Genomic DNA, 24,639 nt, shown 5'->3' on the forward strand with positions numbered 1-24,639 from the left:
CGGCAGCCTTCGTCATCGCATCCAGGCCAACACCTGCCGACACGACTCCGGTCCAGCGGGCGTCCGAAGTCGCGGATCAAGTTCCAACCGAAGTCGGCCCACCTGGTCCTCAAGCACCCGTGCACCAGTGACCTGACCCATCGACGACGAGGGGGTCCGCATCAGTGGCTGTTGCGAGTGGCGGATAGGTGGCGAGAACAACCGCGTCATGTCGGTGCGCGGCGCTACCGTCTGCCCCACGGGATGAAGGAGATGTGCAGATGCCGCAGCTCACGAGCCAGTTCACGCAAGCGCTGCGCCGTGTGGAGCCAACCTCGGACGACAAGTCGAATGCGCCCAAGGCACACACGGACGTCCGAGATGTACTGCTCGCTGACGAGACCCTGTGCGGATGGGGCCTCGACCCGATTCTCATCGGGAGCTACAAGCGACACGTCAGCATCCGGCGAGTGAAGGACGTCGACGTCTTCGGCAGGCTGACGGAGCTCCCCGACGACGTCCCGCCCGCGAGCCTTCTCAAGGAGTTCGAGCGAGTCCTCAAAGCCGAGTACGGGGACCGGGTCGCGCGGCAGGCACGCAGCCTCCAAGTCTCGTTCCCGGACCTGGACGGCCTGTACGTCGATGCCGTGCCCGCCCGCGCCTGGGCGAGCCCCTTCGGCGAAGACGCGTGGCAGCTGCCCAAGCGCGGCGAGGCCGGGTGGCAGGCGACAAACCCTGAACGCCTCACCGAACTGGTCTCGGAGCTGAATGGGCAGTTCGACCAGCGGTTCGTGCACGTGGTCAAGCTCTTGCGGCAAACCCGACGGTCCCTGCTCGGCAAGCGGAAGCCCGGCGGCCTCACCATCGAGATGGCCACCGTGCTCGCGTTCCAGTCTGGCGCCGTCACTGGGGCCACCCTCACCGACCTGTACGTCTCGGCACTTAGAGAAGTCGGAACGCTGCTGTACAACGCATTCCATGTCGGGCTCGGCCTGCCCGACCCGACCCTGACCGGTGAGTACCTGGTAGTGCGCGGCGAGGACGACGACAAGCAGGCGCTGGCCGACGAATTCGTGGCCGCCGGCCGACGTGCGCAAGAGGCTCGGGACGCCGCGGACCGCGACAAGTGCCAGGCCGCGCTCACCTTCCGGAGGATTCTCGGAAAGGCCGTGGACGACCACGGCGACCAGGACTACGTGTTCCCGATGCCCGACGACTGCAATCTGGACGGCACGAGCAAGGACTTCGAGCGTGTCCGAGCTGGGGACCGGACGGTCGCCGGTGGCGACCGTCGGTTCGGGTGACCGAGCCGAGCGCAGCCGACCGTCTGCGGTGGGCGTGCGCCGAAGCCACTGACCGCCTGGTTGACCGCCTTGCACTTTCGGGGTTCCGTGAGGAACCCGGTCAGACGCACCAGTGGAAGGGCCTCGTGCCGTTAGGACCGGACGAGGACCCTCAGTTGACGTTAGTCGAACTCACCATCCCTATTGAGTACCCGTACCAACGTCCCCGGGTCACGCCGCTGCCGCGCGAAGCGGCCGAAGCTTGGGCCGGACGCGACCTGCCGGACTACTACGAGGTGTCGGCGTCATGGCATCTGGAGCCGTCGGGCCAGATGTGCCTGTTCGAGGAGGCCGACTACACCGAGCTCCCCTGGGCCGACCCCGGCAGCTTCCTTGACCACCTGCGCGCGTGGCTGGCGGCGGACCGGTCGTCGTGGCCGGACGACCCGCCCGCACTCGACCTCGACCGCTACTTCGATCGGTCCTCCCACGTCCTCGTCTACGACCTCGCCTCGCTCCGTGCGGCGACCGCTCAGGTAGTCGAACTGACTCGACGAGGCGACGCAATCAGGGTCGGCCCGGTCGCCCACCGGCCCACCGGGCGGAAGGCGGCCAGCACGAAGTGGGGAAAGAACCGGGCACTCATTCTCAACCTTGGTCCGGTCGACCATCCGTTGCGGAGCATCGAGCAGATCCTGGAGGTCGCCGGGGGCGACGCGGCTCTCATCGCCCAGGAGATTCGCCGGGGAGTCCCCGAGCTCATCTTCATCTACGAGCGGGCGTCCCGCCCCGGCGTCCTCGCCGTGAGCCTCATCGAGCGGCCAGGGAAGCTCGTTGCGCACCGGGCGGCACCGGAAGACACGGACGCCGTGATGCTTCGGTCCCACCCGGAGTGTCACACCCTCGCCGGCAAGGTCGTGACAGTTGTTGGCGTGGGTGCTATCGGTTCCACCGTTGCTGACCTGCTTCACCGCAGCGGCGTCGGCCACCTCCATCTGGTGGACCCAGACCGGTTGCTGCCCGGCAACCTTGTCCGGCACCTCTGCGGGCATTCCCAGGTTGGAAGACCCAAGCCGGAAGCGGTCCGCGACACGCTCCTACAGGTCCGGCCTTTGAATCCTGTGCAGGTCACGACGGGCACGGACGGTGTGGGGTCTTTGGCCGACGCGGTCACCCTGTTGGAGAGCTGCGACATTCTGGTCGACGCCACCGCGGACTCGACGGCCTCGCGGCTCATCCAGGCAGCATCGAATGCGGGCGCAGGCCGAGCCATCAGTGTCGCTGTGCTGGCGGACGGCTACGCGATCCGGATCGACCATTGGCCCGCGCCTCCCGGCGGCGGACTGCCGATGCCGGACCTCCCACAGGTCACCCCAGGGGTGTTCGAAGTCGGGTGCAGCAGCCCGGTGAGCACTACTCCCCCGGCGGCCGTGTGGGAGGCCGCGTCCGTCGCGGCACGCCACACCATCGACGCCCTTCTCGGTGCACCGACCCCTGCCGGGGAAGAGCGCGTCTTGCGCGGCGAGGACGGGTGAGCGTGGCCGGGCGCCCCGAGATCGTCGTTGCGGAAGCCGTGCTCGCCTCAATGACAGATGCCGGCCTTGCGGCTCTCCCGTTGGAGACAGGCGGCGTGTTGGCGGGGTTTCGGGCGGGCGACCAGATCTTTGTGACACGAGCGTTCACGCTTACCGATGCCGCAAGCACCCGGCGCAGCTACATTCGCCGCGAGGCGGGCGCACAGACATGGTTGACCGATGTCCTCGCTGCCGGCCCTCCGGTCGTGGGGTATGTGGGCGAGTGGCACACCCACCCGGCAGATGAGCCTCCGAGTCCCACGGACCGGTCCTCGCTGCGGGATGCCGCCCGCGCATCGCGTGACTTGGTTGCGCTGCTTGTCCTTCCGTTCCACGACGGGCAGCCCCGGCCCATCCACGGCCTGGTCGGCCAACGCCGGGCGGCACTGCGGCCCACACTGGTCGGAGAAGCCGACGTCACAACTTCGTGCTCCGATGCGACGGAGTTGGAAGCACGAGCCCAGGCAGTCTTCACCCTCGACGAGGAGATTCCATGACCGACGCCCCCGACCAAGCCGTGCAGTTCGACCTGCGAGGCACGTTCATCGGCCACAGCCAGATGATGGCTGCCAAGTTCGCCGTGGCGGCAGCCTCAACCACCCACGGCACGACGATCGGTGACGCCTCCGAGGACGCGTGGCGCAGCATGCTGCAGGAGTTGTTGCCGAGCCGGTACGCCGTGTCCAACGGGCTCGTCGTGGACAGCCACGGCCACAGCAGCCTCCAGATCGACCTGATCGTTCACGACCGCCACTTCTCCCCCGTGTTCTCCACGGCCGGGGCCACGTTCGTGCCGGCCGAGAGCGTGTACGGGGTCTTCGAGATCAAGCAAGACCTCTCAAAGGCGCACGTGGAGGCCGCAGCCGCGAAGGCAGCGAGCGTCCGTGCCCTGCACCGGACCTCGGCCCCCATCGCTCAGCTGAGCCAGGAACCAACGAGCAAGGAGCCGCCGCGCATTCTGGCCGGCATCCTGACCGGACGGAACTCGTGGGTAAGCCTTGGGGCACCTCTGGTGACAGCGCTCGATGCGCTGAGCGAGGACGAGCGTCTGGACCTCGGTTGCGTTCTCGACACTGGGACGTTCGAACTTGCGGAGGCGGCGCCAGCATCTGAGTTGGAGGTGACGGAAGCGGAGGTCGGGTTGGCAATGTTCGCGATGCGCCTGATCGCCCGGCTGAACGCCATGGGCACGGTCCCTGCAATGGATGTCGCCGCGTACACGTCGCCGCTGTCCCACCGCGTGGTGTCACCAAAGGCTTGACGCCTGTGACCGGTGGTCTTCTTGGATGTGCGAAGTCGCAGGTCAACGGGCCGTGTGGAGCGCGTCACACCTTGCTTCGGAGGGCCTCGTCAGATGTCGTAGTCGGGCCTGGTCACACCCAAGAGACCAAGCGGACGCGGCCTTCCCCGGACGCCGCGGCGATCGCCATCAGCTCCAACAACTGTGCCACCTCATCAGGCTGATTGACCGCCGCCCGCGTCAGGAACTCGACGAACTTCTCGTTCGCCTCCGCCGCACATGCGCGCAGACCCGCCTCGACCCCTGGAACCTCGGCTGGGCCGCAGCGGACGAAACCCGCGTCCAGCCACTTGAAGACCGGTGACCGTCTGGCTGCCTCCGTGAAGAAGAACCTCCACTCCCGCTCGGGATGCCGGGACAGCAATGGAGTCACCTCCCTCATCCCCGACCAGCGCGCAGAGCGCTCGTCATCCACGTCAACGACCGTGATCGGCGGGAACTCGTCAGGCGACATGACCGGATCGTGCACCAAGTCCTGGGACCAGCACCAGGGCGCCGTACAGGCTCCGCTGACGGTCACGCGCAGAATGAACGACGGTCGTCGGGCAGCCTCAAGCTCGGGCCTCCTGGACGCGGGCGCGGAGTGAACCGCCCCGGCTTCCATGGAGGCTCTCAATCCACGGAGGATGAGAGTCATGGCTGCACCGAGGAAGTACCCGGACGAGTTGCGTGAGCGCGCGATCCGGCTCGTGCTGGACGTGAGGAGCGACCCGGTGTCCTGGAGCATCGCCGACAGGCGCGCGCGGGCCTCGTCGAGCTCGCCGTCGTGGATCCACTGCTCGACCGACGCGGTCAGCTCGTCGGCGTCCATGCGCAGGACCCTGGTGCGGCCTGAGGTACCTCAGGGGCCGTTCCGGGCACCCGCCTCACTCAGGACTGGGCGCACGTCCGATCCGCCCGCCACCGCCTCACGGGCAACCTCGAGGGTGTCGGAGGAAGAGGGAGGGACTGCCATGCAGGAGATGTGGGGGCCGGCGCTGGAGGCCGAGCTCACGTACCGCCGTCAGGAGCTGGTCGAGTCGATGCGGGCGGCAGGCGTGGCGCGGGGGCGCCGCGCACCGGGCCGGGGGCCGGGCGGCTCCGCGGGGCCGCGCACGGGCACCCGTGCAGCGCGTGGGTGGTCGCTGCCAGGATCGGGGGCGTGGTCCGCGGCCCGATGAGCACACCATTCGTCGCCCGCTCGGGTCAGGTCGACGTCCTGCGGGACGCCCTGGCCCGGGCGGGCTCGGGCGCGCCCGGGGTCGCGCTGGTCGCGGGCGACGCGGGCGTGGGCAAGTCCGCGCTGGTGCGGGAGATGGCGCGCGTCGCGCAGGAGGCCGGTGCGACCGTCGTCGTGACGCACTGCGTGGACCTGGGTGAGATCGGCCTGCCGTACCTGCCGTTCGCGGACGCGGCGGCTCGGCTGCGCGACCTCGCACCCGAGCAGGTGGCCGCGGTGGAGACCGACCGGCCCGCGCTGGGCACGCTGCTGGGCCGGGGCTCGGGGAGCGCCGAGGAGGCGGACCGGCTGCAGCTGTTCGACGGGATCGCCGAGCTGCTCGGGGCCGTCGCCCGGCCGGGGGCGCCGCTGCTCCTCGTGGTGGAGGACGCGCACTGGGCGGACGCCTCGAGCCGCGACGTGCTGCGCTTCCTGGTCTCACGGCTCCGCGACGAGCCCGTGCTCCTGGTGGTCACGTACCGCACGGACGACCTGCACCGCCGGCACCCGTGGCGCCCGGTCGCGGCCGAGCTCGCGCGTCACCCCCGCGTGCAGCGGGTCGACCTCGCGCCGTTCACGCCCGACGAGATGCGCGAGTTCGCGATCGCGCTGACGGGTGCCGCTCCCCCGCCCCGCACGCTGCGCTCGGTCACGCGGCGCTCGGGCGGCAACGCGTACTTCGCGCAGGAGCTGCTCGAGACCGGGTGCGACGAGCTGCCCGGCTCGCTCGCCGACGTGCTGCGGGCGCGCGTCGAGGTGCTCGACCCCGCGGTCCAGCAGGTGGTGCGCGTGGCGTCGGTCGCGGGCAGGCGGGTCAGCGAGCCGCTGCTGCGTGCCGCATGCCGCGCGACGGACCCGCAGGGTGCGGGCACGCTCGACGCGGCGCTGCGGGACGCGGTGGGGCACCACGTGCTGGCGGTCGAGGACGGGCATCTGGCGTTCCGGCACGCGCTGCTGGGCGAGGCCGTGGCCGCGGACCTGCTGCCGGGCGAGCTGTCCTCGCTGCACCGTGCCTACGTGACCGCGCTGCGCGAGGACCCGAGCCTCGGCAGCCCGGCCGAGCTCGCGGCGCACGCGCTGCACGCACCCGACCTGCCCACCGCGCTCAGCGCGTCCCTGGCCGCGGCCGACGCGGCGCACACCCGCCTGGCCCCGCAGGAAGAGCTCCGGCACCTCGAGGTCGCGCTGCGCCTGTGGGACGCGGCGGCCGGCGCGCTGCCCGATCTGGAGCCGCAGGACGCGGTCCTGGACCGCGCCGCACGTGCCGCCGCGGCCGCGGCCCGTCGGGACCGCGCGGTGCAGCTCGCCCGGTCCGCCGTGGACGTCGCCGACGACGCCGCCCGGCCGCGCCGACGCGTGGCGCTCGCCCGCCACCTGCAGGCGGTCGAGCGGATCGACGACGCGCTCGAGCAGTCGACGCTCGCGCTCGACGCCATGCCGGGCACGCCGAGCGCCGGACGCGCCTGGGCGCTGGCGACGCACGCGCGCTCGCTCGTGTACCTGGACCGCACGCTCGACGCGTTCGAGGTGCTGCAGGAGGCGCTCACGGTGGCGCGCGGGGTCGGGGCGCTGTCCGCCGAGTCGGACGCGCTGACGTCGTTCGCGATCCTGGTGGCCGACGACGACGCCGCACGCGCCGACGCGCTGCTCGAGGAGGCGCTCGAGCGCGCGCGCACCGTCGGCGACGCGGGCACCGAGCTGCGCATCCTCATGAACATGGCGGCCACCCGGTACGAGGTGGGCGACCTGCCCGGGACCACGCGGCTCGCCGAGCTGGGTCTGGCCAGGGCCCGCGAGACGGGGCTGACGCACTCCGACTTCGGGCTCGAGCTCGCGGGGTACGGTGCGCTCGCGTCGTACGTGAGCGGCGATCTCACGCCCGTCGCGCAGCCGGCACGGGGTCCCGACGAGGACGGCGGCCTCCTGGACCTCGCGGTCCTGTACGCCGCGGTCGCGCGCGGCGACGACGACGTGGTCGCCCGGTGCCGGGCCCTCGAGCCCCGGTGGGAGCGGGACGGCCTCGCGGCGCTGATCGCCGGTGGGTGCGCGGCCGACGCGCTGGCGCGGGCGGGCGAGCACGACGAGGCGGTCACGCTGGTCCAGCGCGTGCTGGACCAGCTCTCCGCGGCCTGGAGCCCGCAGTTCTTCGGAGGCATCTGGCTCTCGGCGCTCGGGCTCGCGGCGCTGGCGGACGCCGCGACCCAGGACCGCCGGCACGGCCGGGACGCTGCCGAGCGCGTCGCGGCCGGCGAGCCGCTGCTGGCGCGCGCCGAGGGGACGATCGCGCGCCCCCTCCCGCCCGGTCGCAGCGTCGGCCCCGAGGGCCGCGCGTGGGCCGCGCGTGCGCGCGCCGAGCACGCACGGCTCGCGGGCCCCGCGGCCAACACCCCCGACGTGTGGCGCACCGCGGTCGACGCCTTCGGGTACGGGCACCGCTACGAGCAGGCGCGCAGCCGGTTCCGCCTCGCGGAGGCGCTCCTCGAGGCGGGCGAGCGCGCGGACGCGGCGAGCGAGGCCGCGACGGCGCTGGCCGATGCCGAGGCGATGGGGGCCGCACCGCTCGCGACCGCCGTGCGGGACCTGGTCCGCCGGGGACGGCTCGCCGTCACGGGCGCCGCCGCGGGCGCGGGCGACGTGCTCACCGCACGCGAGACCGAGGTGCTCGAGCTGGTCGCCCAGGGTCTGTCCAACAACCAGATCGGGCGGGCGCTGTTCATCTCGGGCAAGACCGTGTCCGTGCACGTCTCCAACGTGCTGGCCAAGCTCGGCGCGTCCGGCCGCGCCGAGGCGGTGGACCTCGCGCACCGCCGGGGGCTCATCGGACGCGTCTGAACCGCTCCGGCAACACCCGACTTGTGTGCGTCGCAGCGCCCTGACCTGCGGATCTTCACGCCGCGCACACGTGACCTCTCCCGCACGTCCGCCGGACCGCGCCCGCGCCAGGACGCGCCCGTCCTAGCGTGCCGACGTGACCACAGCACCCACCGATCCGGCCCGCCACTCCCGCCGCCCGCGAGGCTCCCGCACGGGTGTGCGCATCGCCGTCGCGACGCTCGTGGCGGTGCCCGTCTTCGGGCTCACGGCCGCCTGGGCCACCTACGCGCACCTGCAGGGCAACCTGGAGACCGCCGACGGCGTCGACGAGTACCTCGGCGCGTCGCGCCCGACCGTCGCCACGTCCGCGGACCCGCTGACCGACGGCTTCGCGGGTGCGCCGCTCAACATCCTGGTGATGGGCGTCGACGCGCGCGACGGCGACAACGCGAAGTTCGCCGGGTACGTCGAGGGGCAGCGCTCGGACTCGACGTTCCTGGTCCACCTGCCCGCCGACCGCTCCCGGATCGACGTGGTCTCGATCCCGCGCGACTCGCTCGTCGACATCCCGTCCTGCCTGCTCGCCGACGGGACCGAGACGGGCGACCGGACGATGACGATGTTCAACGCGGCGTTCGAGATCGGCTCGGGCCCGGACGACGACCTCACGACGGCCGCGGCGTGCACGCGCCGCACGTTCGAGCAGAACACCGGGCTGCGGACCGACGAGCACGTCGTCGTGAAGATGGACGGCGTGCGGGACGTGATCGACGTGCTGGGCGGCGTGCCGTTCTGCTTCCCCGAGGCGATGGACTCCGACGACGCCAAGCTGCACGTCGAGGCCGGCCCGCGCGTGCTCGACGGCAAGACCTCGATCGCGTTCCTGCGGGCGCGGACCGGGACCGGCTGGGGGCTGTGGATCGGCAGCGACCTCGGGCGCCTGGACCGTCAGCACGCGTTCCTCGAGGCGCTCACGGACAAGGTGCACGACGAGGACCTGCTGGGCGACCCCGCCCAGCTCCTCAAGGTGCTCGACCGCGCGACCAAGTCGCTCGCGGTCAGCCCGGGGCTCGGCGACCTGCGCACGCTCGCGGGCCTGGCCAACGGCCTGCGCGGCATCGACGGGACGGAGATCGAGGCCATCACGGTGCCGAACGAGCCGTACGGGAAGAAGGGCCGCGTGGTGTGGACCGCGGCGGCCGACGACGTGTGGCAGCGGATCCGCGAGGACCGCCCGCTCACCGACCCGACGCCCACGTCGCCGAGGTCGCACGGCACAGGGGGGAAAGGCACGGGGACGGGCTCGACCCCGGACCCGCAGGAGTCGACGGGACCGTGCGGCTGACCGACGCGCACCGTGCCCGGTCGCCGCATGCGCGAGGCGCACGGCGACCGGGTCACACGGTCGGGGTGGCGGGATTCGAACCCACGACCTTCCGCTCCCAAAGCGGACGCGCTACCAACCTGCGCCACACCCCGCAGCACGGGCCGGCCCGTGCGCGCGTCCAGGCTAGTGGACGCCCCGGGGACGCCCGACGCGCGTCCGGCGTGCGGGTCCCGGACCGGCGCCGGGCGCATGTGGTGGGATGGCCCGCGTGACGACGTACCTGCAGCGTGGCGACCACGTCCTCTTCCAGGGCGACTCCATCACCGACTGGGGCCGCGACCGCCAGGACCCGACGAGCCTGGGGCACGGCTGGGCGGCGATCGCCGCGGCACTGGCCGGGGCGCGCCGGCCCGAGCTGGGGCTCACGTTCAGCAACCGCGGCGTCGGCGGGGACACCACCGCGATGGTCCGGGCCCGCTGGGAGCGCGACGCGCTGGCGCTCTCGCCGACGGTCGTCTCGCTGCTCGTCGGGATCAACGACACGTGGCGCCGGTACGACGGCGGGACGGCGACCAGCACGGACGAGTACGAGGAGCACTACCGCGCGCTGCTCGACCCGGTCCGCGCCATCGGGGCGCGCCTCGTGCTGGTCGAGCCGTTCCTCCTGCCGGTCACCGCGCAGCAGGCGGCCTGGCGCGAGGACCTGGACCCGCGCATCGCGGTGGTCCGGCGGCTCGCGGCCGAGTACGGCGCACTGCACCTGCCGGCCGACGACCTGTTCGCCGAGGCGACGCAGGCCGCGGGCGCGGCGCACTGGACCACCGACGGCGTGCACCTCACGCCCGCCGGCAACGGCCTGCTGGCCGAGGCGTGGCTCGACGCGGTGGGCATCCCCGCCTGACACGTAGACGCGGCGCCGGGAGGTGTGGGCGGCGTACGGCAGGCTCGTGGTGTGCTCGTCCTGCTCGCGCGTCCCGCACGCGGCGCCCACCCCGGGGCCGTGGTGCACGCACGCACGCTCGACGATGCGGTGCTCGCCCCGGAGCGCGCGGTCCGGTGGGTGTGGGCGGACACCGCGGCCTGGTACCCGCGGCTGCTGACGGACGGCGTGCGCGTCGAGCGGTGCCTGGACCTGCGGCTCGCGCACCACGTGCTGCGCGCGAGCGCCGCGACCGCCACGTCCGACCTCGCGCGCGCACCCCGGGGGCCGTTCGACGCCGGCCCGGCCGAGCAGGCCGCCGAGCCGGACCGGCCGCCGACGCTGTTCGACACCGACGACGAGCCGACGACCGAGGCCGGGCAGTCGGACGCGGACGAGGACGCGTGCCTCGCGGAGGTCGCGGCGCAGGACGCCGCGGTGGCCGGCGCCGCGACCCCGGGCCGGCTGCGCCTGCTGCTCGCGGGCGAGTCGGCGGGCGCGCTGGCCGCGGCCGAGATGCGGCACACGGGCCTGCCGTGGGACGTGGCGGCGCACGACGCGGTGCTGCGCGAGCTCCTGGGCGACCGGCCACGCCGCGGAGAGCGCCCCGGCCGGATGGCCGCGCTCGCGGCCGAGGTACGCGACGCGCTCGACGCGCCGCACCTGAACCCGGACTCGCTGCCGGACGTGCTGCGCGCGCTGCGGCGCGTCGGGCTCGACGTGACGTCGACCCGGAAGTGGGAGCTGCAGGACGTCGACCACCCCGCGATCGCACCGCTGCTCGCGTACAAGAAGCTCTCGCGCCTGCACAGCGCCAACGGCTGGGCGTGGCTGGACCAGTGGGTCCCGGACGGGCGGTTCCGGCCTGAGTACGTGGTGGGCGGCGTGGTCACGGGCCGCTGGGGCTCGAGCGGCGGCGGCGCGCTGCAGATCCCGCGGCTGCTGCGCGGTGCGGTGTGCGCGGACCCGGGATGGCGCCTCGTCGTCGCGGATGCCGCCCAGCTCGAGCCGCGCGTGCTCGCGGGCATGGCGCGTGACGAGCGGATGTCGGCCGCGGGCGCAGGCAAGGACCTGTATGCGGGCATGGTGGACGCCGGGGTGGTGCCCGAACGCGCGCTCGCCAAGATCGGGATGCTCGGCGCGCTGTACGGCGGGACCACGGGCGCGAGCGCGGCCGTGCTGCCCCGCCTGCTGCAGGCCTACCCGCAGGCGTTCGGCGCGGTCGAGGCCGCGGCGCGCGCGGGTGAGCGCGGAGAGGTGGTCTCCACGCTGCTGGGCCGCAGCTCACCGCGCCCCGACGCCGCGTGGTCACGCGTGCAGGCGGACGCGCTGGACCCCGACGCGAACGACCGCGCGCAGTCCCGCGCCCGCGCGCAGACCCGGTCCTGGGGCCGGTTCACGCGCAACTTCGTGGTGCAGGGCACCGCGGCCGAGTGGGCGCTGTGCTGGATCGCCGAGCTGCGCCGACGCCTGTGGGCGCTGGGCGAGAGCACCGGCACGCCCGGCCGCGCACCCGCGCCGTTCACGGCGCGCCCGCACCTGGTCTACTTCCTGCACGACGAGATCGTGGTGCACACCCCGGCCGGCCTCGCCGCCGAGGTGGCCGAGCAGGTCACGGCGGCCGCGACGGCCGCGGGTCGGCTGCTGTTCGGCGACTTCCCGGTGCAGTTCCCGCTCTCGGTGGGTGCGGCGTCGTCGTACGCGGACGCCAAGGACGCCGCGCGCCTCCCGTGGGACGAGCCGCTGGACCAGCCGGTCGACGACCGGGCCGACCGGTCCTGAGAAGTGCGCCACGTCACGCGTCCGTTGGCCGGGAACCTTTGCGCACGTCGTCGCGTTGACGCTACCGTCAGCCCGACCGTGGCCCACCGGCCACATCTGGAGGAGAGCGATGAGCGAGCGGACGTCCGCCCCCGCCTCCTTCGTGCGTGCCCTCGGCGCGCCCTGTTGTCGCTGTCGGTAGAGCGCTGGCTCCCGCGCGCGACGACGCCACCACCCGGTGAGGATCGTCCCTGTGCGCCAGCGCTCGCCCCGGCGGACGCGTCCCCGCACCACCTGACCCACGGATCAGGTGACCCCGGTCCCCCGGACGGGCGCCCGTCCACCCGCACCGTAGCAGCAGTCCCGCACGACCACGTCCCCCGCAGTTGTCCCCGCACCGCCGCCGCACCCGCGGCGGCTCGACCGAAGAGGAACCATGGCACGCATCTACGACGACGCGACCGCGCTCATCGGCAACACCCCGCTGGTCCGCATCAACAAGATCACCGACGGCGCCCCCGCGACGGTCGTCGGCAAGCTCGAGTTCTACAACCCGGCGAACTCGGTCAAGGACCGCATCGGCGTCGCGATCATCGACGCGGCCGAGGCCTCGGGTGAGCTCAAGCCCGGCGGCACGATCGTCGAGGCCACGTCGGGCAACACCGGCATCGCGCTCGCGTTCGTCGGAGCCGCGCGCGGCTACAAGGTCGTGCTGACGATGCCCGAGTCGATGTCCAAGGAGCGGCGTGCGCTGCTGCGGGCGTTCGGCGCCGAGCTGATCCTCACGCCCGCGGGCGAGGGCATGAAGGGTGCGGTCAACCGCGCCAACGAGGTCGTCGCCGAGCGTGAGGGCGCCATCCTGGCCCGCCAGTTCGCCAACGAGGCCAACCCGGCGATCCACCGTGCGACCACGGCCGAGGAGATCTGGGCCGACACCGACGGCGAGATCGACATCCTGGTGGCCGGCATCGGCACGGGCGGCACCATCACGGGCGTCGGCCAGGTGCTCAAGGAGCGCAAGCCGGGCGTCAAGATCGTCGCGGTCGAGCCTGCGGAGTCGCCCATCCTCAACGGCGGCCAGCCCGGCCCGCACAAGATCCAGGGCATCGGCGCCAACTTCGTGCCGGAGATCCTCGACACCTCGGTGTACGACGAGGTCATCGACATCGACGCGGAGACGGCCGTGACCTACGCGCGCCGCGCCGCGGCCGAGGAGGGCCTGCTCGTCGGGATCTCGTCGGGTGCCGCGCTCGCCGCCGCCAAGCAGCTGGCCGAGCGCCCCGAGAACGCGGGCAAGCTGATCGTCGCGATCATCCCGTCGTTCGGCGAGCGCTACCTGTCGACGGTGCTGTACGCCGACCTGCTCGACTGAGCACGTGCCGTGCCCCGGTCGCCGCGCGCGGCCGGGGCACGGCGTCCCCGGGTCCGTCCCCCGCACCACGTCCCGAGAGCCAGGTCCCATGCCTCCGCTGCAGCACTTCGTCGCCACGTTCCGCGAGGACCTCGAGGCGGCACGTCGGCGTGACCCCGCGGCACGCTCGTTGCTCGAGGTGGCCCTCGCCTACCCGGGTGTGCACGCGGTGTGGACGTACCGGGTCGCGCACGCGATGTGGCGCGAGCCCGGGCTGCGGCTCCCGGCACGGCTGCTGTCGCAGCTGGTGCGGGCGCTCACGGGCATCGAGATCCACCCCGGCGCACGGCTCGGGCGCCGACTGTTCATCGACCACGGCATGGGCGTGGTCATCGGCGAGACCGCCGAGGTGGGCGACGACGTGGTGCTGTTCCACGGCTCGACGCTCGGCGGCAAGTCCATGCGGCACGGCAAGCGGCACCCGACGCTGGGCGACAACGTCGTGGTCGGCGCCGGCGCCAAGATCCTGGGCCCGGTGTGGATCGGCGACGGCGTCCAGGTGGGCGCCAACGCGGTGGTCATCCAGGACGTCCCCGCGGGGGCGATCGCCGTCGGGGTGCCGGCCCAGGTGCGCCTGCGCCCGGTCGCGGCGCCGTTCGACGCCGAGGTGGACGACCCCGCGATCTACATCTGAGGCTCGTCGGTGCGGCGGCGCACCACGCCGTCCTCGACCACGAGCACCGCGTCGGGGTCGGCGGGCGCCAGGCCCAGCACGTGCTGCACGAACGGCAGCGTCGCGACCGACGCGACCATCGGCCGCGGGAGCCACGCGATCGCGTCCGACGTCCCGTCGGACTCCGCCCGTTCCTCGCCGCCCTCGACCGCGACCGGGTAGCACAGCCGGACCGAGTGCAGCACGATGCCGCGGTCGCGGACCTCGAGCACGTCCGAGACGACCGTGGGCGGTCCCGTGACCCGCACGCGCAGGCCGGTCTCCTCCTGCACCTCACGCACCACGGCGGCCGCGGGCTGCTCGCCGAACTCCACGCCGCCGCCGGGCAGCCACCACGTCCCCGGCACGTCGGACCGCGGGCTGGCGCGCACCAGCAGCACGTTCCCGCCGCGCTCGACCACGCCGTACGCCCCGACCCGCACCACCCGCGCCTGCTTGACCACGCCCCGACCCTAGACACCGGCGGGGCCCGCGCGCAGCGCACCGCACCGTGACACGCGCCCGGGCGCACCGTACCGGCCGGTAACCTGGCCGCGCGCCGCGGGGGCGGCGCACGACGACGACGTCACGGAGGCTGGTATGCGACTGGGCTACTCGCTGGGCTACTGGTCGGCGGGCCCGCCGCCGCACGCGCTGGAGACCGTGCTCGCGGCCGAGCGGCTCGGCTTCGACTCCGTCTGGACGTCCGAGGCCTACGGGTCCGACGCGTTCACCCCGCTCGCGTGGTGGGGCTCGCGCACGACGAGCGTGCGGCTGGGCACCGCGATCGCGCAGATCTCCGCGCGCACGCCCACCGCCACCGCGATGGCGGCGCTCACGCTCGACCATCTCTCGGGTGGGCGGTTCGTGCTCGGGCTCGGGGCGTCGGGGCCGCAGGTGGTCGAGGGCTGGTACGGCGCGCCCTACCCGCGCCCTCTGGCCCGGACGCGCGAGTTCGTCGCGATCGTGCGGCAGGTGCTCGCACGCGAGGCGCCCGTGACGTTCGCGGGCGACTTCTACGACCTGCCGCTGCCGGGCGACCAGGGCATGGGCCTGGGCAAGCCGCTCAAGCCGACCGTGCACCCGCTGCGCGCAGACCTGCCGATCCACCTCGCCGCGGAGGGCCCCCGCAACGTCGCGCTGTCCGCGGAGATCGCGGACGGCTGGCTGCCGATGTTCTACTCGCCGCGCATGGACGACGAGTACCGCGCGCTGCTCGCCGAGGGCTTCGCGGCCCGCACCGACGGCCGCGACCCCGCGGGCTTCGAGGTCGTCGCGCCCGTCCCCGTGGTGCTGGCCGACAGCGTCGAGGCCGCCGCGGACCAGGTGCGCCCGTTCGTCGCGCTGTACGCGGGCGGCATGGGCGCCAAGGGCGCCAACTTCCACCGCAACGTGCTCGACCGGCTCGGCTACTCCGCGGTGTGCGACGAGATCCAGGCGCACTACCTCGCCGGGGACAAGGCCCGTGCCGCCGCCGCCGTGCCCGTCGAGCTCGTGCGCGACGTCGCACTCGTCGGGACGCCCGACGACGTGCGCGCACAGCTGCCCGCGTGGCGCGCGACCACGATCACGACGCTCGTGGTCCAGGGCGACCCCCGCACGCTGCCGGCCGTCGCGGAGCTGCTGCGCGACGCGTGACCCGACGGCCCCGCCGCCAGGGCACACTGCACGCGTGGACGACGAGTACCTCGAGGCCGTGCTGGACCTCGTCGCGACGATCCCGCCGGGCCGTGCGATGACGTACGGGACCGTGGCCGAGGTGGTCGCAGAGCGGTTCGTCGCGGCGGGCGGGCGTGCGCGCGGCGGGCCGCGACAGGTCGGTCAGGTGATGGCGCGCGCGGGTTCGGGCGTGCCGTGGTGGCGTGTGGTCAACGCCGCGGGCGCACCACCCGCACGGCACGCCACACGCGCGCTGACCGAGCTGCGCGGCGAGCGCACGCCGTTGTCCGCCGACGGCACGCGCGTCGCGCTGCGCCGGGCGATCTGGTTCCCCGACGAGCCGAGCGCGCACGGCACGGGCTGATGCAAAGCGCTGGGCTTTCCACCTGCGACGGGACCACGATGGGCGCCATGACCCCACTGCCCGACGGCTACCGCATCGTCACCGTGCCCCTGGACCGCAAGGACGAGTTCCGCGCGGTCAACCACCTCGCGTTCGCGTTCGAGCCCGACGAGAAGACCAGCGAGATCATCCCCGACCAGCTCGAGTGGGACCGCACCGCGGCCGTCGAGCGGCCCGACGGCACGCTCGCGGCCGTGCACGCGTCCTACGACTTCGACCTCCCGGTGCCCGGCGGCGAGGTCGCGTGCGCGGGCCTGACGTGGGTGGGTGTGCGGCCCGACGAGCGCCGCCGTGGCCTGCTCACGTCGATGATCGACTTCCACTTCGCGCGGTCGCTCGAGCGCGGCGAGGCCGTCTCGGCGCTGTTCGCGGCCGAGATGCCGATCTACGGCCGGTTCGGCTACGGCTCGGTGGCCGACGACGTGCGGCTCAAGATCCCGCGCGGCGCCCGTCTGCGGGACGTGCCGGGCAGCGCCGAGCTCACGGTGCGGTTCGACACGGCCGACGCCGACCGGCACACCGACCTGGTGCACACGATCCACACCGCGGGCGGCGCGGGCCGGCCCGGCTGGATGCCGCGCTCGTCGGACGCGATGCGTCGCGGACGCGTGGTCGACCCGCCCGCGTGGCGCGACGGGGGCGAGTCGCTGCGCATCGTCACGGTGCACGATGCCGCGGGCGAGCCGCGCGCGTACGCGCTGCTGCGCCGCAAGGAGACGTGGGCCGACCCGGGCGCCCGGTACCCGGTGCACGTGCGCGAGGCGGTCGCGCTCGACGCGGCCGCGGCGCACCGGCTGTGGTCGTTCGTGCTCGACCTGGACCTCACGGTCGAGGTGAACACGGGCATGCTGCCCGCCGACGACGAGCTGCTCCACCTGCTGGTGGACGCGCGCGGCGCCGTGCCGCGGTTCTCGGACAACCTGTGGGTCCGGCTGCTCGACGTGCCGACCGCGCTCGAGGCCCGGCGCTACTCGTCCGCGCTCGACGTGGTGCTCGAGGTCACCGACGCGCGGCTGCCGCAGAACGCGGGCCGGTGGCGCCTCACCACGGGTGACGCGGACGCCAGCGGCTTCACCGCGCGGGTCACCTCGACCGACGACGAGCCCGACCTGCGTCTGGACGTGCGGGAGCTCGCGGCGGCCTACCTGGGCGGCCGCTCGCTGGCCGCGTACGCGCGTGCCGGGCTGGTCACCGAGGTGGCACCCGGGACGCTGCTGCGCGCCGCGACCGCGTTCTCGTGGCCCGTCGCACCGGTGTGCAGCTGGGTGTTCTGACGCACGCTCGTCGGTCCCGCCGCTCCTGCCGCGGGACCGACGAGCGGACGGTCAGCGCGCCTCGTACGCCGTGAGCAGGTCGATGCGGCGCTGGTGGCGCGGGTCGCCGCTGAACGGCTCGGCCAGGAACGCCTCGACCATCGCGATCGCGTCGTCGACCGAGTGCTGACGCGCACCGATCGCGATGACGTTCGCGTCGTTGTGCTGCCGGCCCAGACGCGCGGTGTCCAGGCTCCATGCGAGCACCGCGCGCACGCCGGTCACCTTGTTCGCGGCGATCTGCTCGCCGTTGCCCGAGCCGCCGAGCACGATGCCGAGCGACCCCGGCTCGGCCACCACGGCCTCACCGGCCGCGAAGCAGAACGGGGGGTAGTCGTCCTGGGCGTCGTACTCCGCCGGCCCGTGGTCCACGACGTCGTGGCCACCGGCCCGCAGGTGCTCGACGAGCGCGACCTTGAGCTCGTACCCCGCGTGATCAGATCCGATGTGGATGCGCATGGCCTCATCCTGCCGCACGGTGCCGGGGCTCCCGGCGCACGTCCGTAGGCTGGGGCCATGACGCGCAGCGGACTCGACCTGACCGACCTCGACCCCGACGTCCGCCCGCAGGACGACCTGTACCGGCACGTGAACGGGCGCTGGATCGCGCAGCACGTGATCCCGGCCGACCGCGCGATGGACGGCACGTTCCGCACGCTGCACGACGCGGCCGAGGCGCAGGTGCGCGAGATCATCGCCGACCTGGGCGCGCAGGCGGGCGACGGCACGGGTGCGGGTGCGAAGGTCGGCGCCGTGTTCGCGAGCTTCATGGACACCGACGCGATCGAGGCCGCGGGGCTCGCGCCGCTGCGCACCGACCTCGCGCTCGTGGAGGCCGCGACCACGCAGGCCGAGCTCACCGGAGCGCTCGGCGCGCTGCAGCGCACGGGTGCGGGCGGCGCGTTCGGTTTCTGGGTGGACAACGACGCCGACGACCCCGAGCGCTACGTCGTCTACCTGCACCAGGGCGGCCTGGGGCTGCCCGACGAGGCGTACTACCGCGACGAGCAGTACGCGCACCTGCTGGCGGCGTACGGCCCGCACGTCGCGCGCATGCTGCTGCTCGCCCAGGTCGCGGCGGACCAGGAGGACGCCGACCGGCTCGCGGGGCTCGTCGTCGGGCTCGAGACCCGGCTCGCCGCGGCGCACTGGGACGTGGTCAAGGACCGCGACGCGGACCTGACGTACAACCCGACGACGCTCGCGGCGCTCGCCGAGCGCGCACCGGGCTTCGACTGGCACGCGTGGGCGCTCGCGCTCGGCGCCCCGGAGGGCTCACTCGACCACCTGGTGGTGCGCGAGCCCGACTTCGCGGACGCGTTCGCACGGCTGTGGGCCGACGAGCCGCTCGAGACGTGGCGCGCGTGGCTGTCCTACCACGTGGTCAGCGACCGCGCGCCGTACCTCACGCAGGAGCTGGTCGAGGCGAACTTCGCGTTCTACGGCCGGACGCTGACGGGCGCGCAGGAGCTGCGGGACCGCTGGAAGCGCGGCGTCTCGCTGGTCCAGGGCGTGCTGGGCGAGGCCGTGGGCGAGGTGTACGTCGAGCGGCACTTCCCGCCGTCGCACAAGGAGCGCATGGACGCGCTGGTCGGCTACCTGGTCGAGGCGTACCGCGAGTCGATCACGGAGCTCGACTGGATGAGCGAGGAGACGCGCGCCAAGGCCCTGGCCAAGCTCGACGCGTTCACGCCCAAGATCGGCTACCCCGTCCGCTGGCGCGACTACTCGGCGCTGCGGGTCGACGCGGGCGACCTGCTCGGCAACGTGCGGGCCGCCAACGTGTTCGAGCTCGAGCGCGAGCTGGGCAAGATCGGCCGGCCCATCGACCGCGACGAGTGGTTCATGACGCCGCAGACCGTCAACGCGTACTACAACCCGGGCATGAACGAGATCGTCTTCCCCGCCGCGATCCTGCAGCCGCCGTTCTTCGACGCGGACGCCGACGACGCCGTGAACTTCGGCGCGATCGGCGCGGTCATCGGGCACGAGATCGGCCACGGGTTCGACGACCAGGGCAGCAAGTACGACGGCGCCGGGCGCCTCGAGGACTGGTGGACGGCCGACGACCGCGCGGAGTTCGAGCGCCGCACGCGCGCGCTCGTCGCGCAGTACGACGCGTTCTCGCCCGCGCAGCTCGACGGCACGCACCACGTCAACGGCGAGCTGACGATCGGCGAGAACATCGGCGACCTCGGGGGGCTGTCGATCGCGCTGCGCGCCTACCGCATCGCGCTCGGCCACGCGCTCGAGGACGCGCCGGTGATCGACGGGCTCACCGCGGCGCAGCGGTTCTTCCTGGGGTGGGCGCAGGCGTGGCGCACCAAGGGCCGCGACGAGGAGGTCGCCCGCCGGCTCGCGACGGACCCGCACGCACCCGACGAGTTCCGCTGCAACGGCGTGGTGTCCAACGTGCCGGAGTTCTACACCGCGTTCGACGTGCAGCCGACCGACGCGCTGTACGTGGCGCCCGAGGACCGCGTCCGCATCTGGTGACGTCCCGCGCGGTCCGGGCGTGCGCTCAGCGCCGCTCGGACCGCGGTGCGGTCACGGCAGCTCGGACCACGCGGCGCGCGCCAGCTTGAACCCGGTGCCCGCGTCGTCGACGCAGCTCACGCCGTCGGTCGCGCTCGTGCAGACGTAGGGGCCCGAGGTCGCCTTGGAGCCGTACTCGAGGACCGGCACGTCGTCCCCCGCCACCGTGGGCGCAGGACCGTCGACGCAGTCGAACGCGAAGCCGTCGTCGTTGAGCACCAGCACGTGACCGGTGTCGCCCGCGCAGCCCGGGACCGCGGGCGGCTCGTACGTGATGCTCGCGATGGTGCACGTGACGCCGGACGGCGCCATGGTGCACGCGATGTTGCCGCTGGGCAGGCGGAACTTGGCGGGTGCGGCCGAGCCCGTCGCGGCCGCCGTGGGCGTCGCCGTCGTGCTCGCCGGTGCGCCCGGGCTGCCCGACGGTCCGCCGAGGGTGGCCACGAGCAGCACGACGAGCACGGTGACCAGCACCGCGTCGATCACGACCCACGTCCGGATCGTGCGCTTGCTCGTCATGGCTCTCCTGTCCGTCGGACCCTGCAGACCGCCAGACAGCATCACACGTCCACATCGGGACGATCCACCCGGCGGCACCACCCGGGACGGGGAGCCGCCGGGCGCGAGACGTCAGCCGAACACGGGGCCCGACGTGCGCGTGCGCTTGAGCTCGTAGAAGCCCGGCACGCGCGTCATGAGCACCAGCCCGTCGAACAGGTCGAGCGCGGCCTGCCCGGTCGGCGCCGGGGTCACGACGGGGCCGAAGTAGCCGACGCCGTCGATCGCGACGACCGGCGTGCCCACCTCGTCGCCGACGAGCGCGATGGCCTCGGCGTGCGACGCACGCAGCAGGTCGTCGACCTCGGTGGTCGCCCCCACGGCGGCGAGCTCGGCCGGCAGGCCGACCTCTGCGAGCGCCTCGGCCAGGATCGCGTCGCCGTCCGTGCGGCCGCCCGGGTGGCGGCGCGTCCCGATCGCGTCGTACAGCGGCTTGAGCACCTGGGGCCCGTGGTCGCGGGCGGCGGCGACCAGGACGCGCACGGGCGCCCAGCCCTCGGCCATGAGCCGGACGTAGCGCTCGGGCAGGTCCGCACGGCCCTCGTTGAGCACCGACAGGCTCATGACGTGCCACCGCACCTCGATGTCCCGGTGCTGCGCGACCTCGTCGATCCAGCGCGACGTCATCCACGCCCACGGGCACGCGGGGTCGAACCAGAAGTCGACGACGGGGGTGGTGCTGGGCATCAGGCGTTCTCCGATCGGTCGTGGGCACGGTCAGGTGCGCCGGGTCGCCCCGCCGCCTCACGTGACAATCCCCGACGAGCGCCGCCCATTCCCGGACGGCCCCCACGCGCCGCGACGTGGTCGTCGTCGGCCGCGGCGTCGAGCGCTGCGAGCACGCGCCTGCGCGCGTCCTCGTCGCCGTCCGCACCGGCCGCACCCTGCACGTCGAGCTCGAGGACCAGGCGCGCGGGCCGCGCGCTGAGGACCAGGACGCGGTCCGCGAGCGTCAGCGCCTCGTCGACGTCGTGCGTCACGAGCACCACGGCCGACGGCTCGGTGCCGCCCGCCGCGGCGCGCAGGTCGAGGTCGGCCAGCCACGCGTTCATCCGGCGCCGCGTAAGCGCGTCGAGCGCGCCGAACGGCTCGTCGAGCAGCAGCAGGCGCGCGCCCACGAGGCACGTGCGCAGCAGCGCGAGCCGCTGTCGCATGCCACCCGACAGCTCGTGCGGCCACGCGCGCTCGTACCCGGCCAGCCCGAACACGGTGAACAGCTCGCGCGCACGCTCACGTGCGGCGCCCAGGTCCACGCCCGCGATCTGAGCGCCGAGCGTCGCGTTCGCGAGCGCACGGCGCCACGGGAGCAGCCCGTCGCGCTGCGGCAGCCACGCGACCGCGGGTGCGGGCGGGACCGCGTCCGGCCGGTGCACGGTGCCGGCCAGCACGCGCGTGCCGGGTGCCGGCAGATCCGCGAGCACGCGCAGCAGCGTGGACTTGCCGCAGCCCGACGGCCCCAGCACCGCGACCAGCTCCCCCGGGCGCACCGCGAGGTCGAGCGCGTCGACCACGGTGCCGCCCCGGTCGAACGCGATCGTCAGGCCGCGCGCGCCCCACGGCTCGTCGGCGCGCGCGGCGCGCGGGGCCTCGACGGCCGGTGCGATGGTCACGGCAGGAACTCGTCGGTCCAGGCCGCGGCCGTGTCGAACCCCTCGTCGGCGAGGTCGTTGTCCTGCAGGAACGCGACGAAGTCGGTCCACACGCGCGCGTCCTGCCGGCCCCACGCGGCCGGGTCGTCGGCGTACCGCGTCGCGAGCCATGCGGCGCTGCGCTCGACCAGCTCGGGCTCGAGCTCGGGCGCGGCCGCCAGCAGCGCGTCGGCCGCCGCGTCAGGCTCGTCCATCGCGTCGCGGTAGCCGTGCGCGAGCGCACCGACGAACGCGCGGACCGTGGCCGGGTCCTCCTCGACGAGCTCCGCGGACGTCGCCACGAGCGGCGTGTACCAGTCCGGGATGCAGTCGGTGTGGTCCGCGAACGCCAGGGTCGTGACGTCCAGGCCGTCCACGTCCCGCAGGCGGATGGTGTCCCACGCGTCGAACACCCATGCCGCGTCGTACTGGCCCGCGGTGAGGCCGATGCGGAAGTCGTCGGACGTCAGGGGCGGCATCTGCACCGCGTCGGGGTCTCCCCCGTCGCACTCCACGAGCCGCCGGATGAGCGCCGACTCGAGCTCCGAGCCGTAGGACCCGTAGCGCTTGCCCGCCAGGTCCCGCGGGCGCGTGATGCCCGCCGACGCCAGCGAGATCAGGCTCGACGTGTTGTGCTCGATCACGGTCGCGACCGACACGACGTCGGCGCCCTGCTCACGCGCGGGCACCAGACCCTCGGCCACCGAGTACGCGAACTGCGCCTTGCCGACCGCGACCATCTGCAACCCCGAGGTCTCCCCCGGCTCGACGACGTCGACGTCGAGGCCCGCGTCGGTGAAGTACCCGCGCTCGAGCGCGAGGTACAGACCCGAGTGGTTGGTGTTGGGCGTCCAGTCGAGCACCACGGTCACGTGCGTGGGTCCGTCCGCGGCGTCGGCGGCCGTGCAGCCCGCGAGCGCGAGCGCAGCGGCGACGAGCGCCGCCGCGGCGGCGGCCGGACGCCGTCGCGCGGACGTCGGACCGGGACGGCCCGTGAGGGTGGACATGAGGCGGCGTCGGGCCGCGGACCGGTGGGACATCGGGACTCCTGGGGTTCGGGTGGTCAGCGCGCGCGGCGCGGCTGCCAGGGCGTGGCGGCCCGCGCGAGCGCGTCGACCGCGAGGAAGAGCAGGCCCGTCAGCAGGGCCACCAGCACGACCGCGACGAGGATCGCGTCCACCTGGTAGCCCTTGCGGGCCCGTTGGATGAAGACGCCGAGCCCCGAGTACCCCGCGAGGTACTCGGCGACCACGGCTGCCCCGATGGCGTAGGTCGCGGCCACGCGCAGCCCGCCGAGCGCGCCGGGCACGGCCGCGGGCAGCCGCACCCAGCGCAGCTGCTGGCTCCGCGTGCCGCCGAGCCCGGCGACGACGTCCACGTGCTCGTCGTCGACGTCGGCCATCGCGGTGACCGTCGCCACGAGCACGGGGAAGAACGCGGTGAGCGCGACGAGCACGACCTTGGGCGTCAGCCCGAAGCCCGCCCACAGCACCAGCAGCGGGGCGAGCACGACCGTCGGGATGGTCTGCGTCAGCGTGAGCAGCGGGTACACGGTGTCGCGCACGGCACCGCTGAGGCTGAGCACGACCGCGAGCGCCACCCCGACCACAAAGCCGAGCGTGAGGCCGAGGACCGCCTCGAGCAGCGTCGTCGCGACGTGCGGCCCGAGCAGCGGGGCGTCCGCGACGCCCGTGGCCAGGACCTGCGACGGTGCCGGCAGCACGAACGGCGGCAGCCCCGCGGCGCGCACCCCGACCTCCCACACCGCGAGCAGCACCAGCACGACGAGCGCGGGTGCGACGACGCGGCGCGCGGTCAGTCGGCCGCGGGAGCGCACTCGCCCGACCCGCGACGGAACTTCCCGACGAGGTCGAGGATGCTCGGCCCGGCGTCACCGCGCGCCTGACCCACCTTGATGACGCTCGTGACGCCGTCGGCACCCGCGGCGAGCGTCGCCTCGTGCACCGCGCGCAGCAGCGGCCAGATCTCGTCGGGGCTGCCCTGCACGGTGGTGCCCATGGCGCCCACCTCGTGCACGAGCCCCGAGGACTCGATCACGGCGATCGCCGCGTCCACGTGGGCGTACCTGTCGTCGTCGGTGCCGCTCGGGCGCGGGGACACCTGGATCTCTGCGAGCACGTCGCATCTCCTCCGGTCACGGGGACCGGGCATGCCGAAAGGGCGAGCCTGTCGCATCCCTCCGCTGGCATTACCCAGTTCAGGTTGACGGGTCGACAGGCGCCGGCACCCGAAGGTGCCACGGCCCGTCCTCTCAGCCCGGCTGTCCCGAGCTCCCCGGCGTTGGCGAGCACGAAAGTACACCGT

General features: G+C 73.7%; 23 protein-coding genes and 1 tRNA gene. 14 read left to right on the forward strand and 10 right to left on the reverse strand.

Annotated features, from left to right (window positions below; all coding sequences use genetic code 11):
• The first annotated feature begins 260 nt into the window (after positions 1-260).
• The 4 genes from CELGI_RS10975 to CELGI_RS10990 are packed head-to-tail and all read left to right on the forward strand — an operon-like array spanning position 261 to position 4,097.
• Positions 261-1,283 (forward strand): SMODS domain-containing nucleotidyltransferase, encoded by a 1,023-nt coding sequence (locus tag CELGI_RS10975; RefSeq protein WP_013884195.1) that lies wholly within the window; start codon positions 261-263, stop codon positions 1,281-1,283.
• Positions 1,280-2,797 carry a ThiF family adenylyltransferase gene (locus tag CELGI_RS10980; protein WP_041574180.1) on the forward strand — a complete coding sequence of 506 codons (1,518 nt, stop codon included), beginning with the start codon at positions 1,280-1,282 and terminating at the stop codon, positions 2,795-2,797. The genes CELGI_RS10975 and CELGI_RS10980 overlap by 4 nt, the downstream gene beginning before the upstream one ends.
• Entirely contained in the window at positions 2,794-3,333 is a 540-nt protein-coding gene (locus CELGI_RS10985) for a Mov34/MPN/PAD-1 family protein (protein ID WP_150104720.1), read from the forward strand. The genes CELGI_RS10980 and CELGI_RS10985 overlap by 4 nt, the downstream gene beginning before the upstream one ends.
• Positions 3,330-4,097: a DUF6602 domain-containing protein gene (locus CELGI_RS10990; RefSeq protein WP_013884197.1), complete on the forward strand. Its 768-nt coding sequence runs from the start codon at positions 3,330-3,332 to the stop codon at positions 4,095-4,097. The genes CELGI_RS10985 and CELGI_RS10990 overlap by 4 nt, the downstream gene beginning before the upstream one ends.
• 112 nt (positions 4,098-4,209) lie before the next feature.
• Here the strand turns inward: CELGI_RS10990 and CELGI_RS17375 are convergent, their stop codons facing one another.
• Entirely contained in the window at positions 4,210-4,947 is a 738-nt protein-coding gene (locus CELGI_RS17375) for a hypothetical protein (protein WP_013884198.1), read from the reverse strand.
• Positions 4,948-5,292: 345 nt separating this feature from the next.
• On the opposite strand from CELGI_RS17375, the gene CELGI_RS17775 reads away from it, so the two are divergent.
• Positions 5,293-8,166: a helix-turn-helix transcriptional regulator gene (locus CELGI_RS17775; protein WP_013884200.1), complete on the forward strand. Its 2,874-nt coding sequence runs from the start codon at positions 5,293-5,295 to the stop codon at positions 8,164-8,166.
• 136 nt (positions 8,167-8,302) lie between these two features.
• Positions 8,303-9,493, forward strand: a complete 1,191-nt coding sequence (locus CELGI_RS11010) for an LCP family protein (protein ID WP_013884201.1) — start codon at positions 8,303-8,305, stop codon at positions 9,491-9,493.
• A gap of 60 nt (positions 9,494-9,553) precedes the next feature.
• On the opposite strand, the gene CELGI_RS11015 is transcribed toward CELGI_RS11010, so the two are convergent.
• Positions 9,554-9,627: transfer RNA gene (locus CELGI_RS11015), tRNA-Pro, on the reverse strand.
• Between the two features lie 107 nt (positions 9,628-9,734).
• Between CELGI_RS11015 and CELGI_RS11020 the strand changes: the two genes are divergently transcribed.
• The 4 genes from CELGI_RS11020 (at position 9,735) to epsC (ending at position 14,200) form a co-directional block, all read left to right on the forward strand.
• On the forward strand, positions 9,735-10,376 hold the full coding sequence (locus CELGI_RS11020) for an SGNH/GDSL hydrolase family protein (RefSeq protein ID WP_013884202.1): 642 nt from the start codon (positions 9,735-9,737) through the stop codon (positions 10,374-10,376).
• Between the two features lie 51 nt (positions 10,377-10,427).
• Positions 10,428-12,176 carry a bifunctional 3'-5' exonuclease/DNA polymerase gene (locus CELGI_RS11025; RefSeq protein ID WP_013884203.1) on the forward strand — a complete coding sequence of 583 codons (1,749 nt, stop codon included), beginning with the start codon at positions 10,428-10,430 and terminating at the stop codon, positions 12,174-12,176.
• 415 nt (positions 12,177-12,591) lie between these two features.
• Positions 12,592-13,527: a cysteine synthase A gene (gene cysK, locus CELGI_RS11030; protein WP_013884204.1), complete on the forward strand. Its 936-nt coding sequence runs from the start codon at positions 12,592-12,594 to the stop codon at positions 13,525-13,527.
• An 88-nt stretch (positions 13,528-13,615) separates the two neighbouring features.
• On the forward strand, positions 13,616-14,200 hold the full coding sequence (gene epsC, locus CELGI_RS11035) for a serine O-acetyltransferase EpsC (RefSeq protein WP_013884205.1): 585 nt from the start codon (positions 13,616-13,618) through the stop codon (positions 14,198-14,200).
• On the opposite strand, the gene CELGI_RS11040 is transcribed toward epsC, so the two are convergent.
• Positions 14,191-14,682 (reverse strand): NUDIX hydrolase, encoded by a 492-nt coding sequence (locus CELGI_RS11040; protein ID WP_013884206.1) that lies wholly within the window; start codon positions 14,680-14,682, stop codon positions 14,191-14,193. The two genes, epsC and CELGI_RS11040, sit on opposite strands and share 10 nt — an antisense overlap.
• A gap of 136 nt (positions 14,683-14,818) precedes the next feature.
• Here CELGI_RS11040 and CELGI_RS11045 point away from each other — a divergent pair, with 136 nt between their 5' ends.
• From CELGI_RS11045 to CELGI_RS11055, 3 genes are read left to right on the forward strand one after another with little or no spacing between them, the layout of a single operon-like run.
• Positions 14,819-15,856, forward strand: a complete 1,038-nt coding sequence (locus CELGI_RS11045; protein WP_013884207.1) for an LLM class F420-dependent oxidoreductase — start codon at positions 14,819-14,821, stop codon at positions 15,854-15,856.
• 34 nt (positions 15,857-15,890) lie between these two features.
• Entirely contained in the window at positions 15,891-16,241 is a 351-nt protein-coding gene (locus CELGI_RS11050; RefSeq protein WP_013884208.1) for an MGMT family protein, read from the forward strand.
• A gap of 47 nt (positions 16,242-16,288) precedes the next feature.
• Complete coding sequence (locus CELGI_RS11055) at positions 16,289-17,554, forward strand: GNAT family N-acetyltransferase (RefSeq protein WP_041574182.1); 1,266 nt, start codon at positions 16,289-16,291, stop codon at positions 17,552-17,554.
• Positions 17,555-17,605: 51 nt separating this feature from the next.
• Here the strand turns inward: CELGI_RS11055 and CELGI_RS11060 are convergent, their stop codons facing one another.
• Positions 17,606-18,052 carry a ribose-5-phosphate isomerase gene (locus CELGI_RS11060; protein ID WP_013884210.1) on the reverse strand — a complete coding sequence of 149 codons (447 nt, stop codon included), beginning with the start codon at positions 18,050-18,052 and terminating at the stop codon, positions 17,606-17,608.
• A gap of 57 nt (positions 18,053-18,109) precedes the next feature.
• Here CELGI_RS11060 and CELGI_RS11065 point away from each other — a divergent pair, with 57 nt between their 5' ends.
• A complete protein-coding gene (locus tag CELGI_RS11065) occupies positions 18,110-20,089 on the forward strand; it encodes a M13 family metallopeptidase (protein WP_013884211.1) in 1,980 nt (659 codons plus the stop codon).
• 51 nt (positions 20,090-20,140) lie between these two features.
• Here the strand turns inward: CELGI_RS11065 and CELGI_RS11070 are convergent, their stop codons facing one another.
• The 6 genes from CELGI_RS11070 to CELGI_RS11095 all read right to left on the reverse strand — a co-directional run bounded on the left by CELGI_RS11070 (position 20,141) and on the right by CELGI_RS11095 (position 24,453).
• A complete protein-coding gene (locus CELGI_RS11070) occupies positions 20,141-20,647 on the reverse strand; it encodes a hypothetical protein (RefSeq protein ID WP_013884212.1) in 507 nt (168 codons plus the stop codon).
• A 111-nt stretch (positions 20,648-20,758) separates the two neighbouring features.
• Entirely contained in the window at positions 20,759-21,373 is a 615-nt protein-coding gene (locus CELGI_RS11075) for a mycothiol-dependent nitroreductase Rv2466c family protein (RefSeq protein ID WP_013884213.1), read from the reverse strand.
• Entirely contained in the window at positions 21,373-22,296 is a 924-nt protein-coding gene (locus CELGI_RS11080) for an ABC transporter ATP-binding protein (RefSeq protein WP_013884214.1), read from the reverse strand. Before CELGI_RS11080 ends, CELGI_RS11075 begins: the two co-directional genes overlap by 1 nt.
• The gene (locus tag CELGI_RS11085; RefSeq protein ID WP_013884215.1) at positions 22,293-23,354 is read right to left on the reverse strand and encodes an ABC transporter substrate-binding protein; all 1,062 of its coding nucleotides are present in this window, start codon (positions 23,352-23,354) and stop codon (positions 22,293-22,295) included. Before CELGI_RS11085 ends, CELGI_RS11080 begins: the two co-directional genes overlap by 4 nt.
• Positions 23,355-23,377: 23 nt before the next feature.
• Positions 23,378-24,151: an ABC transporter permease gene (locus CELGI_RS11090; RefSeq protein ID WP_013884216.1), complete on the reverse strand. Its 774-nt coding sequence runs from the start codon at positions 24,149-24,151 to the stop codon at positions 23,378-23,380.
• Positions 24,130-24,453, reverse strand: coding sequence for a thiamine-binding protein (locus CELGI_RS11095; RefSeq protein ID WP_013884217.1), 324 nt, complete (start codon positions 24,451-24,453; stop codon positions 24,130-24,132). The genes CELGI_RS11090 and CELGI_RS11095 overlap by 22 nt, the downstream gene beginning before the upstream one ends.
• Positions 24,454-24,639: the final 186 nt, after the last annotated feature.

It is taken from the genome of Cellulomonas gilvus ATCC 13127 (assembly GCF_000218545.1).
Lineage (GTDB): Bacteria > Actinomycetota > Actinomycetes > Actinomycetales > Cellulomonadaceae > Cellulomonas > Cellulomonas gilvus.